Origin of the sequence: Enterobacter sp. BNK-8, assembly GCF_048685095.1 — a bacterium.
Classification (GTDB): domain Bacteria; phylum Pseudomonadota; class Gammaproteobacteria; order Enterobacterales; family Enterobacteriaceae; genus Enterobacter; species Enterobacter quasiroggenkampii.
This window is the reverse complement of the sequence record NZ_JBLQTN010000001.1, coordinates 2,367,131-2,382,660: the sequence shown is the minus strand read 5'-3', so window position 1 is coordinate 2,382,660 and position 15,530 is coordinate 2,367,131. Positions and strand designations below refer to the sequence as shown.

Sequence of the window (15,530 nt, the reverse complement as noted above, 5' to 3'; positions counted from 1 at the left end):
GGCATGAGCGATAACAACGCGGCCCGTAAGGGCGACGAGATTATTCACTCCAGCATTTTTGCTGACATCACCAGCATCGTGGCGGAAGGTGCCGCCTATGCGGTGATCGGCGCGGCGGTGGGGCTGGCGGCTACGGCCGCCGCGCCACTCCTCGGTGCCGGAGCCGCCGCAGCGGGCGTGGCGGCGATTGGGTCCAGCTGTCTGTTAAGCGGGATTATCGGTGGCGTGCTGGCGAACGTGGCGGGGATCACCGACGACATCAGCAACGCCGCGGAAGGGTTAGGCAATGCGCTTTTCCCGCCGTCGCCTGCGGGTAAAATTACCACCGGTTCGAACAACGTACTGACCAACGCAATCCCCGCAGCACGTGCGGCAGGCACGCTGACGCCCGCCGATACACCGTCCCCTGAGCCGCAGTCACCGGGCAGCTTTGCCGATTACGCGGGCATGCTACTTTCCGCCGCCGGACAGTTTGGCAGCGAAATGTGGCAGCCGAGTGTCGCCTCTGCCGCCGCGGGGACCTCGCCGCTGGAAGAGGACAAGGTGGCGTGTGAAAAGCACTCCGGGCCACAGTATCTGGCGGAAGGCTCCAAAAGCGTCTTCATCAATGGCCAGCCCGCGGTGCGTGCGAAAGATCGCACCACCTGCGAAGGCACCGTTTCCGACGATGTCTCCCCGAACGTGATCATCGGCGGGGACACGCTCACGGTCCGCGATATCAAAAGCGGTAAAACGCCGGGTCTGGCGCTGGGGATGATTGCGCTCTCCCTGCTGCGCGGGCGTCCGGGCAAGATCCTGAAAAACATGCCCTGCGCGCTGGCCGCAGCCGGCGGCGGGATGCTGGCGGATATGGCGGTCAACGCCGTGTTTGGCTCCTCGCACCCGGTCCACGCCGCCACTGGCGTGAAGGTGCTGAACGACGACGATGAGCTCGACTTCTCGCTGCCGGGGCGCTTCCCGCTTCGCTGGCAGCGCAGCTACAACAGCCTGACCACCCGCGAAGGGCTGTTTGGTCTGGGCTGGGCAACCACCTTTGACAGCTATCTGGCGCTGGAAGAAAACAACGCCACCTGGTTCGACGAAACCGGGCGCGAGCTGAGCTTTGAACTGCCGCCTGTCGACCGCGCGTTTTACAGCATCAGCGAAGGCATCATTATCCGCCGCAATGAGAGCGGCGACGTGGCGATTGCCGACGATGACGGCGCGGTGTGGCGTCTGTACAAACCGACCCGCATGAATCCTTCTATCCTGCGTCTGGCCTCCCTTAGCGATGAATACGGCAACGCGCTGCTGACGGCGTGGGACGAGCACGGCAGGCTGATTGGTATCCATGATGAGCCGCGGGCCATCGACGTCACCCTGCGCTATGAAGATGAGCGCTTCCCGCTGCGCGTGACCGCAGCCAGCCATTTCGACGGCAACCAAACCTGGCCGCTGATGCAGTGGTGCTACGATGCGCGCGGCCAGTTGGCGAGCGCGACGGACGCCTCCGGCGTGGTGACGCGTGAATACCGTTACAACGACCACGGCCTGATGGTCTGGCACCGGATGCCGGGCGGGCTGGAGAGCGAATACCGCTGGCAAAAATTCGACCACTGGCGCGTGGTGGAAAACCGCACCAGCACCGGCGACGGCTGCCGCTTTAGCTATGATTTAGCCGCCGGGCTGACGACCGTCGAGCACTACGATGGTCAGACGCGCCGCCACTACTGGAACGCGCAGAATCTGATTGTCCGCTACGTTGACGAGCGCGGTGAAAACTGGCGCTACGAGTGGGATGATAACGAGCTTCTCACGCGTCGCATCGATCCGCTCGGCAACGCCGTCACCTTCGTCTACGACGAGATGGGCAACCGGGTGCAGGAGACCGATGCCGACGGCAATACCCGCACCACCACCTGGCTGGAGCACCGCGCGCTTCCCGCGGCTATTATCGAAGCCGACGGCAGCGCCACCCAGTTCTGGTACGACGAACATCATGGACTGAAGCGCGTGGTGGACCCGATGGGGCAGACGACGCAGCTGCGCCGGGACGCGTTCGGCCAGGTCGTGGAAGAGGTCGATGCCGCTGGCAACAGCCGCTACCAGGAGTACAACGAGGCTGGGCAGATTGTCCGTTCGACGGACTGTTCCGGGCGTATTACCCGCTATCGCTATCATCCGCTGGGCTGGCTGGTGGCTGAGACTGGCGCCGACGGTGAAGAGACGCGCTACCGCTACGACGCCGCAGGGCGTCCGGTGCAGCTCGATCGCCCTGAAGGCTGGACGGAATCGCTCAAATGGAACGAACGTGGCCTGCCGGTGAAGCATGGGGGTGCTGACGGGAAAGAAAGCGAGTTCAGATACGATGAGGCGGGGCGCTTAACCGCCACCCGTAATACGCAGGGTGAAGAAGTGCGCCGCCGCTGGGACAGCCGCGGGCGTCTGATTGCCCTGGAAAACGAGAACGGCGAAGCGTATCAGTTCCGCTGGGGGCCAGACTCGCTGCTGCTGGAAGAGGTGGGGCTCGATGGCGTAGCCTCGCAGTATCGCTATGATGCCTGCGGGCGCACGATTGCGCGCACCTTTGCCGCCGGTCATCCGGAGGCTATCACCCACGCCTTCGCCTGGAGCGCGAGCGGCCAGCTGGTCGCCCGCACCACACCGGAAGGGCAGACCCGCTACCATTACACGCCGTCCGGGCTATTAAGCCGGATTGGTCTGCATCCTGCGCTTTCAGCCGACGCGTGGACCACCGAGGCAGAGCAGGAGCTTGCCTTTGAGTATGACGCGCTCGGTCGCGTGACGCGCGAAGCGGGCGAGCACGGTGAACTGGCGTGGGAGTATGACGCGCTGGGCAACCGCACCTCCGTCACGCTGCCCGATGGTCGCGAGCTGAAGCAGTTCTACTACGGCAGCGGGCATTTGCTCAGCATTGCTCTCGATAAGCTGTCGGTCTCCGATTTTACTCGCGACGAACTCCACCGTGAGACCAGCCGCACCCAGGGGCTGTTGACCACCCGCAGCGAGTACGACCGCCTCGGCCGACTGCACCGCCGGGACGTCTTTACCGGCAATGCCCAGCGCCCGTCGCCGCGCCGCTGGTCCCGCCGCTGGGATTACGACTACCGCAATAACCTGATGCGAGAAGAGCGGGACGATAACCCGTTCAGCTGGTACCGCTGGCAGTACGACAGCGCCGGGCGCCTGCTCGTTCAGGACGGCACGCTGCCTGGCCAGGAGCAGTGGCGCTGGGATGCAGCCGGTAACCCGCTGGAAGGTTCTGCTGAGAAGGTCACGCACAACCGCCTGACGCAGCTGAACGGCATTCGCTGGCGTTATGACATCCACGGCCGCACCGTGGAGAAGGATAACGGCCAGACGCGCTGGCACTACCGCTACGACGGCGAACATCGCCTGACGGAAGTCATCAGCCTGCCGCGGGACCGCAACAAACCGCAGACGCAGGTCAGCTTCCGCTACGATCCGCTCGGTCGCCGCATCAGCAAAACGCGCCGCCAGATGCTGGGCGGACAGTCAACCGGCAAGCCGGTCACCACGCGGTTTGTCTGGGAAGGGTTCCGGCTGCTGCAGGAAGTGCACGGGGATGTGCCGTTGACCTACGTCTACAGCGATCAGGACAGCTACGACCCGCTGGCGCGTATTGACGGCGTTGATGCTCCGGAGATCTTCTGGTTCCACTGCCAGCCCAACGGCACGCCGGAGCGGATGACAGATATCGAAGGGCAGGTGCGCTGGGAAGGGGTAAACAGCGCCTGGGGCAAGCTGCTGCGGGAAAGCGAGACGCAGGTATCAGGATATTCTCAGAACCTGCGCATGCAGGGGCAATACCTGGACCGTGAGACAGGGCTGCACTACAATTTGTTCCGTTATTATGACCCGGACTGCGGAAGGTTTACGCAGCAGGACCCGATAGGGCTGGCGGGGGGGATAAACCTTTACCAGTATGCGCCGAATGCGCTGGGGTGGGTGGATCCCATAGGTTTAACCGCTTGCAAAAATGGGAGCCCTAAACGGTCAGTGAGGAACATGTCATTTGCTGACTGGATTAAAAGAAAGGCAAAAGGTGGGAATAATACCCATGTGTATTTAGGATATAGAGATGGTAAACCTGTCTATGTAGGTATCAGTAAGGATGTAGATATCCGTGCTGTACAGCATGGTGAAAGATTCGACAAATTAGTTAGAATCACTGAAGAACCGCTAAATCGCGGTCATGCACGGAGCATAGAACAAGCAGTTATTCACAATAATCCCCATTTTGAGAATTCTATCAATAGCATAAGTCCGACAAGAAAGTTATACTCGGATGCTGTTTTGTGGGGTGAAAATTGGCTTAAAAACAATGGGATTAATGTAAAATGGCCGACAGACTTACAGTAGTGTCAGGAAATGAAAAACAAAAAAAGTGGCCTAAAGAAGGCGATGTTTTTTACTTTCAGTTAAATGATGGTCGATTAGGCTATGGTATGGTCTCCCTGGGTAAAATAGATATCGGTCCATTCAAAAATGCTATAGTTATATATATATATGACTATTTTACATCTTCACTTCAAGAAGATGCTGTATTGGCAAAAGATAATTTGCTATTACCGCCAATTATTACTGATAATTCATGTTGGAAAAACGGTTATTTCGTAACGTTTAAAACTATCGAAACGAGCGAAGTGGATATTTTACCACAACATTATTTTAAAAATCCTGTCAGAAATAAAATATATGATCAGCATGGAGTGGCAATTGACTCACCGACTGAGAATATACCAATCGGTGAAGAGTCGATTCAATTCTATAAAAGCGTTATAAAATCTATAGAAAGCTTTGTTAACTAATGGACTAGGCCGGGAGATATTTCCGGCCTTTTGCTTACGCAATGAGAAAAATCATAAGCATACAAACAGATACTGCCGCATTAGTTATTTATGATTTGATGTCATTAAAGCATAGAATTAATGATGATGTAGATTGGTGGAGTCTTCCAGAAGATGAACTTGAAGAAATAAATAAAGGGAATGTATTATTTCTCAATCTTGGAGATGATGGCGCCTATAAGGTCCATATTAAACATGATGTTGATGAGTATACCGGGGTGCTATTTCTAAAGGTACCTTCTGGAAAGGTTTTTATTGGGGCGGGAGAGGATGTCACGGGTGGAGATCTTGAGCCTGATGACTCAGATGCTATATCAGGTGAGTTTATTAGTTTAAAACCTGGCAGTTATGAAGTTAAATATAAAAAGCAAGGTTCAGATATTCTAATTTCCTTTACTAAAGCAACGTTTACTAAAAACTCTTTAGAAGAGGGGATTTATCTCTGAATGAAAATATGCACCTTGGCTTAGATTTTTTCATCCAAAAAAGCAAATATTAAACAATTAGGTTAGTACGTAGCTTTTTTTGACAATATTCTTTTTTCCTTCTGCACGCATCTGGGTTGTTTTTTTTCGCACCTTGCTCACCCTTGGCCTCATTAAGCTGTCAGCATACTTGCGACGAACAACTCCACTCTGAGAAAGCCCCCATGGAGGCTGAGCACCCGCAGCGAGTATAACTGTCTCAGCAGACTGCATCGTAGGGACGTCTTTACTGTCGCTTGAATATTATGGCCACAACCGGTCTCAGGGAACTCTGCTACCTGATAGATATAATGATTCCGCCGATTTTATTGGCCCACAGTAAAAATCCTAATATTTCCAATGAAGGAGCATTGTTCCATGAATGACCTTAAAGACCCAAAAATTGAATCCGAAATTAACTCCTTTGTTGAACAAGGAAACGAGTTTCACGACAACCAAAAATACGCCGAGGCTTTAGAACAATACCAAAAGGCCTGGCAAGCTCTTCCTGAGCCAAAGTCCGAATCGGAACTTGCTAACTGGATCTCTGCATGCATTTACAGCGCATATTTTGATCTCGCGGATTACGTTGAGGCAAAGAAATGGGGAGAGACGACATTACGGACACGTGGATCGGATATAGACACTGCACCATTAATCGACCTGGGTATGGTCTGTTACGAGCTTAATCAATTCGATGAAGCGTATAAATATTTTAACGATGCTTATAATTACGGCAAAGAACGAGCATTTCAGGATAGACCTAAAAAATACCTTGAGTTCTATCTGCGCAAGAGGGCTTAAGTTCGTTAACTTAAAAAAAATCCACGCCAAAGCGTGGATTTTTTTCATTCAAAACAAATCAGACGTTAAACAAGAAGTTCATCACATCGCCATCTTTAACGATGTAATCTTTCCCTTCTGCTCGCATCTTGCCTGCTTCTTTCGCGCCTTGCTCACCCTTGTAGGTGATGAAGTCTTCAAACGCGATAGTCTGCGCACGAATAAAGCCTTTCTCGAAGTCGGTATGGATCTTACCAGCAGCCTGAGGCGCAGTCGCACCCACAGGGATGGTCCACGCACGCACTTCCTTCACGCCAGCGGTGAAGTAGGTTTGCAGGTTCAGCAGCTCATAGCCCGCGCGGATCACGCGGTTCAGACCCGGCTCTTCCAGACCCAGCTCGGCCATGAACTCTTCACGGTCGGCGTCGTCCAGCTCGGCGATGTCGGATTCAACGGCCGCGCAAACCGCCACAACCACAGAACCTTCCGCCGCGGCGATTTCACGCACTTTGTCCAGGTACGGGTTGTTCTCGAAACCGTCTTCGTTAACGTTGGCGATGTACATGGTTGGCTTCAGGGTCAGGAAGCTCAGGTATTTGATCGCCGCTTTGTCTTCGTCAGTCAGGTTTTTCAGCGCGCGCAGCATGCCGGCGTTTTCAAGCTGTGGCAGGCATTTTTCCAGCGCAGCCAGTTCCGCTTTCGCGTCCTTGTCGCCACCTTTGGCTTTCTTCTGCACGCGGTGAATCGCGCGTTCGCAGGTGTCGAGGTCAGAGAGCGCCAGCTCGGTGTTGATAACGTCGATGTCGTCAGCCGGATCCACTTTGTTGTTAACGTGGATGATGTTGTCGTTCTCGAAGCAGCGCACAACGTGGCCGATCGCTTCGGTTTCACGAATGTTGGTCAGGAACTGGTTACCCAGACCTTCGCCTTTGGATGCGCCTTTTACCAGGCCCGCGATGTCCACGAATTCCATGGTGGTTGGCAGAATGCGCTGCGGCTTCACGATTTCCGCGAGCTGGTCCAGACGCGGATCAGGCATTGGCACAACGCCGGTGTTAGGTTCGATGGTACAGAACGGGAAGTTCGCCGCTTCGATACCCGCTTTGGTAAGCGCGTTAAACAGGGTGGATTTGCCCACGTTTGGCAGACCGACGATACCGCATTTGAATCCCATTTCTAAATCACCTTAATATCTTGATAATCAATCCGTTAACGATAACCGATTGATGAAAAGTAAATAACTACGCCTATTATACACGTAACCCGCATGACGCGCGGTAAAAAAGCCGTATCGGGCGGATTATTGCGCTTTGAAAGCGTGTAAGCGGTTTGTCGCTTTGGTTAAGCCGTCTTTCAGCCAGATTTCCGTGCAGCGTGCCGCCTCGTCTACCGCCTCGTCAATCAGTTTCTGCTCAGAAACCGGTGGCTTACCGAGCACGAAACCGACAACTTTGTTTTTATCGCCCGGATGGCCGATTCCCACGCGCAAACGGTGGAAATTCGGGTTATTGCCCAGCTTGCTGATGATGTCTTTTAGGCCGTTGTGGCCGCCGTGCCCGCCGCCCAGCTTGAATTTTGCCACGCCAGGGGGAAGATCCAGCTCATCGTGGGCGACCAGAATTTCATCCGGATTAATGCGATAAAACGTTGCCATCGCCGCCACGGCTTTACCGCTCAGATTCATAAAGGTGGTAGGCACCAGTAAGCGAACGTCCGCGCCAGCAAGGTTGATACGTGAGGTATACCCGAAGAATTTAGGTTCTTCACGCAGGGGAGCACGTAACCGCTCGGCCAGCAGATCGACGTACCATGCCCCGGCATTGTGGCGGGTAGCCGCATATTCTGCGCCCGGGTTGGCGAGGCCGACAATCAGTTTAATCGTCACGATTCAATTCCTAATGGGTTCCAGATCTGGCGCGTAGTTTACTGTCTGGCGCGCCGCTTGACAAAATTCTGCGATCGTCGCAGCGAAATACGAATAATTACTTATCTGAACAATTAGAATTTCAAGCTGTTCAACGTGTTATTTGTAAACTTTTGTTTGGGAGTTATCTGTAATTGTGATCATTCACGCAACTCATAAAAGGGGCGTTGTCTATACTTTACACACAAGGATTAGGGGCTTTTCCCCTGACAACCCAAAGTTCCGGAGGTGACACATGAAACGCAAAAACGCTTCGTTACTCGGTAACGTGCTGATGGGGTTGGGGCTGTTCGTGATGGTAGCCGGCGTGGGTTATTCAATTTTAAACCAACTGCCGCAGCTTGATCTCCCGCAATACTTTGCGCATGGTGCGATATTGAGCATCTTCATTGGTGCAGTGTTGTGGCTGGCGGGAGCACGCGTGAGCGGCCATGAGGAAGTGTGTGACAAATACTGGTGGGTGCGTCACTACGACAAACGCTGTCGTCGCGATCAGCATAAGCACAGCTGACGCTACGTTAAAGAATACCGAAACGGCTCCTCAGGGAGTCGTTTTTTTTGCATCAAGGGTTGACCCTCACGTAACGTAAGGCTCCAGAGTAGCGGCACTGGCAAAGTAAAAGGAGCAGTTATGTTGATTCAGGTGGGTGAGCTGGCGAAACGGGCCGGGATCACCGTACGCACATTGCATCACTATGAGCAAACAGGGTTGTTGCTGCCTTCTGCCAGAAGCGCAGCAGGTTACCGGCTCTACAACCTGGCGGATGTTCAGCGTCTGCATATGATCCAGGCGCTGGCAAAGGCGGGGCTGGAACTTGCTGAAATCAGGGATTTCCTGGAACAGGAGTCGCTGTCCTTAACTGAGTTACTCGATGCGCAAATCACGCTGCTGGATAAACAGCTGCGCAGCATACATACGCTGCGCGACCGACTGGTCGAACTGCGCACCGGGCTGCTCAACGATGCGACGCCGGATCTGGAATCCTGGCTACAGACTCTGGAGTTAATGAATATGTACGATCGCTGGTTTAGCAAAGAAGAGTTACAGCAGCTGCCGTTTGCGGTGCAGAAGGATGCGCTGGCGGCCATCTGGTCAGGGCTGGTTGCGGAGGCAAACACGCTGTTGAAACAGCACATACCCGTCACGGACCCGCGGGCGATGGCCCTGGCGACGCGCTGGATGGAACGCCTGGAGCAGGACACGGCGGGCAAGCCGGAGTTTCTCACCCGGCTGAACGAGATGCACAGCGTGGAGCCACAGATGCAAGTGCAGACCGGCATCACGCCGGAAATGACCGATTACATTACGCGAGCGTTCGCCGAGTCGAAGCTGATTATCTGGGAAAAATATCTTTGCGCCGAGGAGATGGCCTTTACCCGGAAGCACTACTTTGACCGCATGATGGAGTGGCCGCCGCTGGTGGCAAAACTGCATCAGGCGCAGCGGGAGAATATCGATCCTGCCTCGGAGGAGGCGCAAAAGCTGGCTGAAAACTGGCTGGCGTTATTCCAGTCGTATGCAGGCACCAGCCCGGAGACCCAGCAAAAGTTTCGCACGGCCATGCAGCAGGAGCCGCATCTGATGAAGGGAACATGGATGACGCCTGCCGTGCTTGGGTGGCTTCAGCAGGCGATTGGGGTGATGATGCAGAGACGTTCCTCTGCATCAGGCGGCTCACAGATCCGCTAACGCGGCTTCACGGTTAGGATAAAAGGCAAGGCGGCCAGGGATCGGCTGCACGCCCGCCCGCGCCATGGTGCGCAGGGGCTGGAATTCGAGGTTACTCACCCGCAGCTCGCAGCCTTCCGGCAGACGTTTCACAAAGCGCTGGAAGGCGTCCAGTCCGCCCGCATCCAGCACCGGTACGGCATCCCATTTCAGCACCACAATCCGCTTGCCCGCGATGCGGGACTCCAGATCGCTGAACAAACCTTCCGCCGCGGCGAAGAACAGCGGGCCAATCACGCGCAGAACCAGCACATCGTCAGGCACCTCTACGTTGACCGGGGAGAGGCGCGTCATCTGCGCGATACGGCGCATAAACAGCAGGGACGCCAGCACGATCCCGACGCTGATGGCGATGACCATATCGAACAGCACGGTCAGCGACATACAGATCAGCATCACAATGATGTCGTCTTTCGGCGCACGACGCAGCAGGTTCACCACCTTGTGCGCCTCACTCATGTTCCAGGCCACCATCAGTAGCAGGGCGGCCATGGCGGAAAGCGGTAGCCAGGAGAGCAGCGGGGCGAGGATCAGCAGTGCGAGGATCACCAGTACGGAATGGATAACTGCCGAAACGGGTGACGTTGCCCCCGCGCGCACGTTGGCCGCGGAACGGGCGATGGCTGCCGTTGCGGTAATACCGCCAAAGAACGGCGCAACGAGGTTCCCCAATCCCTGACCGACCAGTTCGCTGTTAGCTTTGTGCTTGGTGCCGGTCATCCCGTCCAGAACGACGGCGCAGAGCAGGGATTCAATCGCCCCCAGCATCGCCATCGAGAACGCGGCGGGAAGCAGGGCGCGCAGGGAATCCCAGCTTAAGGTAAAGCTGGAGCCGGGCATATCCCACGGCAGCACCAGCTGCGGCAACAGTTGCGGAATGCCGCTGCCCTGTGAACCGTCCGCCAGAACATAGTGGAACTGTGAGCCGATAGTCGCGACATGACCACCGAACATATTCACGATAGCCATCACCGCGCAGCCCAACAGCAGCGCGGGCAGATGGCCCGGCAGTCGAATGCCCAGACGAGGCCAGACGATCAGCGTGCCCAGCGTCACCATCCCGATGGCGGCGTCGCCGAGGTTGGCCGTCGGCAGCGCCATAAACAGCGCGCCCACTTTTTGCAGATAGTGTTCAGGGACGTGAGCCATTTGCAGGCCGAGGAAATCCTTGATCTGCATGGTTCCGATGGTGATCCCAATCCCCGAGGTGAACCCCAGCGTCACGGAAAGGGGGATGTACTCAATCAGCCGCCCAAAACGGGCCAGGCCAAACAGAATTAAAAAGACCCCGGACATCAGGGTGGCGACCAGCAGGCCTGCCAGACCAAACTGCTGTGAAACGGGGTAGAGGATCACCACAAAGGCGGCAGTCGGGCCGGAGACGCTGAAGCGCGAGCCACCGGTCAGAGCGATGACGATCCCGGCCACGGCTGAGGTGTACAGGCCGTACTGCGGCGCAACGCCGCTGCCAATCGCCAGCGCCATCGCCAGCGGGATGGCAATAATGCCGACGGTGATCCCGGCAATCAGGTCACGCACAAAGCGTGAGGAGGTGTACTTCTCTTTCCAGCAGGCGTCGATGAGGGCGCGAAAGGGCAGAACATGTGAGGAGGCTACGTTTTTCACAATTATCTATCATCCGTATGCGCATCATCTGTCATATGAATGGCAGGTGAAGGAGGCATTAATCATACAAATAAAACCCAGAGACAAAAAAACCCGCCGCAGCGGGTTTTTTGGCCGTGCTCGATCAGTGTTCGAACATTGCAGAGATGGATTCTTCGTTGCTGATACGACGAATCGCTTCTGCCAGCATCCCGGACAGGGTCAGGGTACGCACGTTTGGCAGTGCCTTGATCTCGTCGCTCAGTGGGATGGTATCGCATACCACAACTTCGTCAATCACGGAGTTGCGCAGGTTGTTTACGGCATTGCCGGAGAAGATCGGGTGGGTCGCGTACGCGAATACGCGCTTGGCACCACGCTCTTTCAGCGCTTCAGCCGCTTTACACAGCGTACCGCCGGTATCGATCATGTCGTCAACCAGCACGCAGTCGCGGCCAGCCACGTCACCGATGATGTGCATCACCTGAGAAACGTTAGCGCGCGGACGACGTTTGTCGATGATCGCCATGTCGGTATCGTTCAGCAGCTTAGCGATAGCACGGGCACGTACCACGCCGCCGATGTCCGGAGAAACCACGATTGGGTTATCCAGGTTCAGCTGCAGCATGTCTTCCAGCAGGATTGGGCTGCCGAATACGTTATCAACCGGGACGTCGAAGAAGCCCTGGATCTGCTCTGCGTGCAGGTCAACGGTCAGTACGCGGTCAACGCCAACGCTGGACAGGAAGTCAGCGACAACTTTCGCGGTAATTGGCACACGCGCGGAACGGACGCGACGGTCCTGGCGGGCATAGCCGAAGTAAGGGATTACAGCAGTGATACGGCCTGCGGAAGCGCGACGCAGGGCGTCGACCATAACAACCAGTTCCATCAGGTTGTCGTTCGTTGGAGCACAGGTGGACTGGATGATGAAAATATCACCACCGCGTACATTTTCGTTGATTTGTACGCTGACTTCGCCGTCGCTAAAGCGACCTACGGCGGCGTCGCCGAGGGAAGTGTACAGGCGGTTGGCAATACGTTGTGCTAGTTCCGGGGTGGCGTTACCAGCAAAAAGCTTCATATCAGGCACGAGAAGAACCTCAGGCATGCGTCCAGTGGTGGATAGCGTTCGCCGTAAACTGTGCGGGCCAGGCAAAGGCTATCCAGGCGGTGTATTAAAGAGCGCGATGCAACGTCTGGAACAGGGTGACGTTGTCACCGAAACTCAGTCTGCGCCAGAATGGCCTGCTGTAGGGGGGAAATGTTCATCCCACGCGCTACAAAACCATGCAGCCAAACCGGCGCTTGCTCAAGCACCTGACGAGCGGCGGATTCGGTGTCAAATTCAGCAAAGACACAGGCCCCTGTACCAGTCAGGCGCGACGGCGCGTATTCTAACAGCCAGGAAAGCACCGCATCAACCTCGCGAAAACGTTTTCTTGCGATATCCTCGCAATCGTTGCTGAATTCACAATTTAATAACGTTTCTATTGACCGAATCGGGGTATTTCTTTTCAGGTCAGGATCTTTAAAGATGACCGGGGTCGGAATGCTCACGCCGGGGTGAGCAACCAGATACCATTTTTCCGGCGGGTTGACCGGGGAGAGGATTTCCCCCACGCCCTCGGCAAAGGCCGCATGACCGCGAACAAACACCGGAACATCCGCGCCCAGCGTCAAGCCCAGGGCGGCAAGTTCGTCCTGCGACAGCCCGCAGCCCCAGAGGTGGTTCAGGGCAACCAGCACCGTGGCGGCGTTAGATGAGCCGCCGCCCAGACCGCCGCCCATCGGCAGACGTTTCTCGATACGAATATCCGCACCGCTTCCCGCAGGCAGACGACCTGATTCCGCTGCGGCGTTCATCAGCAGACGCGCGGCGCGCACAATCAGGTTGTCCTCATGCGCCACGCCGTCGACTGGCGTCAGGAGGCAAATCTGCCCGTCCTGGCGCAGTTCAATGGAGATCGTGTCGCCATAGTCAATAAACTGAAACAGCGTCTGCAGGGTGTGATAGCCGTCAGCGCGCTGGCCGGTAATGTATAAAAACATATTCAGTTTTGCCGGAGAGGGCCAGTGGGTCATCATTTAACGATCCAGTTGTCCATTTTCAGCTTGATGCGCTGGCTGCCCTGGGTCAGTTCCATATTCGATGGCAGCGACGGTTTACTCTTGCTGTCATAGTCGCTGTACACCACTTTCCAGGTTTTGCCGTTCTGGGTGTAGTTCACCTGGCTCAGACGATATTGATCGTCCAGGGTATAGTCGGTGGCGTCACCCGGCAGGCCGAGGATCCACTGGCGCAGGCTGTTGAGCGGGATAGGCATTCCGGTCAGCTTGCCAATCATCTCTTCGGCATCGGTTGCGGTGTAGTGCTGGCCTTTGTTATCGGTGATCTGCGCTTCGCCCGGTTTCGCGATAAGCTCCAGCTCGGTGCTGCCCAGCGGGTTCAGCAGCAGCAGGCGATAGTTGTCCTGACCCGTTTGTTGCCAGAAGAAGCGTGCATACACTTTTTGCTCATCTGAGAGATAAGCAAACGCGCCGCGGGTCTGGTACTGGTTCAAATTACGGACGTCCTGCTGGTGCTGACGCCACTGTGGCGAGTCAGGGCTTTTGCCCGGGCCTTTTGGTTGAGTGACGGTACAGGCGGTCAGAACCAGTGCCGCCAGGGGCAGCAGGCGAATCAGTCGGGTCATAATGAGGACAAATCCTTGAGATACGTTGCAGTTATAACTGTTAATGCTAGCGTCGAAGGGGGCTACCGTCTACGTTCAAATTATCTCAAAGCGTTGTGTAACCTATTACTCCGAAAGGGGGCTGTCTCTTTTATTGATCTCGCGCATCCTGTATGATGCGTTCTGCTAACCTTATTAACGCTGGTACTACTCCCGCTCAACATGACCCTATTAGCACTCGGCATCAACCACAAAACGGCCCCGGTTTCGCTGCGAGAACGCGTAACGTTTTCGCCAGATACGCTCGACCTGGCGCTGGACAGCCTGCTTGCACAGCCTATGGTGCAGGGTGGCGTGGTGCTCTCGACGTGCAACCGTACCGAGCTCTATTTAAGCGTGGAAGAGCAGGATAACCTGCACGAAGCGCTGATCCGCTGGTTATGCGACTACCACAATCTCAATGAAGACGAGCTGCGCAACAGCCTGTACTGGCATCAGGACAACGATGCCGTCAGCCATCTGATGCGCGTGGCCAGCGGGCTGGATTCGCTGGTGCTCGGCGAACCGCAAATTCTGGGTCAGGTGAAAAAAGCCTTTGCGGATTCGCAAAAAGGGCATCTGAAGGCCAGCGAGCTGGAGCGTATGTTCCAGAAGTCATTCTCCGTGGCGAAGCGTGTGCGAACCGAAACCGACATTGGTGCCAGTGCGGTTTCCGTTGCTTTCGCGGCCTGCACCCTTGCGCGCCAAATCTTTGAATCCCTCTCCACCGTCACCGTGATGCTGGTGGGCGCGGGCGAAACCATCGAACTTGTGGCGCGCCATCTGCGCGAGCATAAAGTGAAAAAGATGATTATCGCTAACCGCACCCGCGAACGCGCGCAGGTGCTGGCGGATGAAGTGGGCGCAGAGGTGGTTGCCCTGAGCGACATCGATGAACGTCTGAAAGAGGCGGACATTATTATCAGCTCGACCGCCAGTCCGCTGCCGATTATCGGCAAAGGGATGGTGGAGCGCGCGCTGAAGTCCCGTCGTAATCAGCCGATGCTGCTGGTGGATATTGCCGTCCCGCGCGATGTTGAGCCGGAAGTGGGCAAACTGCCTAACGCCTATCTCTACAGCGTGGATGACCTGCAAAGCATCATTTCGCACAACCTCGCCCAGCGTAAAGCGGCGGCGGTGCAGGCGGAAACCATTGTTGAGCAGGAAACCAGTGAGTTTATGGCCTGGCTGCGCGCGCAAAGCGTCAGCGAGACCATCCGCGAGTATCGCGGACAGGCGGAGCAGGTGCGTGACGACCTGACAGCCAAAGCGTTAGCGGCCCTGGAGCAGGGCGGCGACGCACATGCAATTATGCAGGATCTGGCGTGGAAACTGACCAACCGCCTGATCCATGCGCCAACCAAATCTCTTCAGCAGGCTGCCCGTGACGGGGATGATGAACGCCTGACTATTCTGCGCAACAGCCTCGGGCTGGAATAG

13 protein-coding genes are annotated in these 15,530 nt (G+C 55.9%); 7 read left to right on the top strand and 6 right to left on the bottom strand.

Translation table 11 applies throughout. From position 1 onward, the window contains the following. Window positions 1-3 precede the first annotated feature (3 nt). The 4 genes from ACMGGU_RS11520 to ACMGGU_RS11505 all read left to right on the top strand — a co-directional run bounded on the left by ACMGGU_RS11520 (window position 4) and on the right by ACMGGU_RS11505 (window position 6,139). A complete protein-coding gene (locus ACMGGU_RS11520) occupies window positions 4-4,383 on the top strand; it encodes an RHS repeat-associated core domain-containing protein (RefSeq protein WP_420300563.1) in 4,380 nt (1,459 codons plus the stop codon). Then, a complete protein-coding gene (locus tag ACMGGU_RS11515; protein ID WP_048029735.1) occupies window positions 4,362-4,832 on the top strand; it encodes an Imm26 family immunity protein in 471 nt (156 codons plus the stop codon). The genes ACMGGU_RS11520 and ACMGGU_RS11515 overlap by 22 nt, the downstream gene beginning before the upstream one ends. A gap of 41 nt (window positions 4,833-4,873) precedes the next feature. After that, window positions 4,874-5,317, top strand: coding sequence for a DUF6386 family protein (locus ACMGGU_RS11510; RefSeq protein WP_048029736.1), 444 nt, complete (start codon window positions 4,874-4,876; stop codon window positions 5,315-5,317). Window positions 5,318-5,713: 396 nt separating this feature from the next. Then, entirely contained in the window at window positions 5,714-6,139 is a 426-nt protein-coding gene (locus ACMGGU_RS11505) for a hypothetical protein (protein WP_395299369.1), read from the top strand. A gap of 58 nt (window positions 6,140-6,197) precedes the next feature. Here the strand turns inward: ACMGGU_RS11505 and ychF are convergent, their stop codons facing one another. Further along, window positions 6,198-7,292: a redox-regulated ATPase YchF gene (gene ychF, locus ACMGGU_RS11500; RefSeq protein ID WP_003856650.1), complete on the bottom strand. Its 1,095-nt coding sequence runs from the start codon at window positions 7,290-7,292 to the stop codon at window positions 6,198-6,200. A gap of 126 nt (window positions 7,293-7,418) precedes the next feature. Continuing rightward, window positions 7,419-8,003, bottom strand: coding sequence for an aminoacyl-tRNA hydrolase (pth, locus tag ACMGGU_RS11495; protein ID WP_023336005.1), 585 nt, complete (start codon window positions 8,001-8,003; stop codon window positions 7,419-7,421). A 274-nt stretch (window positions 8,004-8,277) separates the two neighbouring features. Here pth and ychH point away from each other — a divergent pair, with 274 nt between their 5' ends. Then, entirely contained in the window at window positions 8,278-8,553 is a 276-nt protein-coding gene (gene ychH / locus ACMGGU_RS11490; protein ID WP_024907062.1) for a stress-induced protein YchH, read from the top strand. Window positions 8,554-8,673: 120 nt separating this feature from the next. Further along, complete coding sequence (locus ACMGGU_RS11485) at window positions 8,674-9,732, top strand: MerR family transcriptional regulator (RefSeq protein ID WP_395299368.1); 1,059 nt, start codon at window positions 8,674-8,676, stop codon at window positions 9,730-9,732. Here ACMGGU_RS11485 and dauA read toward each other — a convergent pair. From dauA to lolB, 4 genes are all read right to left on the bottom strand, one after another. Further along, window positions 9,718-11,397 (bottom strand): C4-dicarboxylic acid transporter DauA, encoded by a 1,680-nt coding sequence (dauA, locus tag ACMGGU_RS11480; protein ID WP_063621908.1) that lies wholly within the window; start codon window positions 11,395-11,397, stop codon window positions 9,718-9,720. The genes ACMGGU_RS11485 and dauA overlap by 15 nt on opposite strands. 124 nt (window positions 11,398-11,521) lie before the next feature. After that, the gene (gene prs, locus ACMGGU_RS11475) at window positions 11,522-12,469 is read right to left on the bottom strand and encodes a ribose-phosphate diphosphokinase (protein ID WP_003856663.1); all 948 of its coding nucleotides are present in this window, start codon (window positions 12,467-12,469) and stop codon (window positions 11,522-11,524) included. Between the two features lie 125 nt (window positions 12,470-12,594). Continuing rightward, window positions 12,595-13,464 carry a 4-(cytidine 5'-diphospho)-2-C-methyl-D-erythritol kinase gene (gene ispE / locus ACMGGU_RS11470; RefSeq protein WP_420300562.1) on the bottom strand — a complete coding sequence of 290 codons (870 nt, stop codon included), beginning with the start codon at window positions 13,462-13,464 and terminating at the stop codon, window positions 12,595-12,597. After that, window positions 13,461-14,072: a lipoprotein insertase outer membrane protein LolB gene (lolB, locus tag ACMGGU_RS11465; protein WP_063621904.1), complete on the bottom strand. Its 612-nt coding sequence runs from the start codon at window positions 14,070-14,072 to the stop codon at window positions 13,461-13,463. The genes ispE and lolB overlap by 4 nt, the downstream gene beginning before the upstream one ends. Window positions 14,073-14,273: 201 nt before the next feature. On the opposite strand from lolB, the gene hemA reads away from it, so the two are divergent. Then, a complete protein-coding gene (hemA, locus tag ACMGGU_RS11460) occupies window positions 14,274-15,530 on the top strand; it encodes a glutamyl-tRNA reductase (protein WP_024907067.1) in 1,257 nt (418 codons plus the stop codon).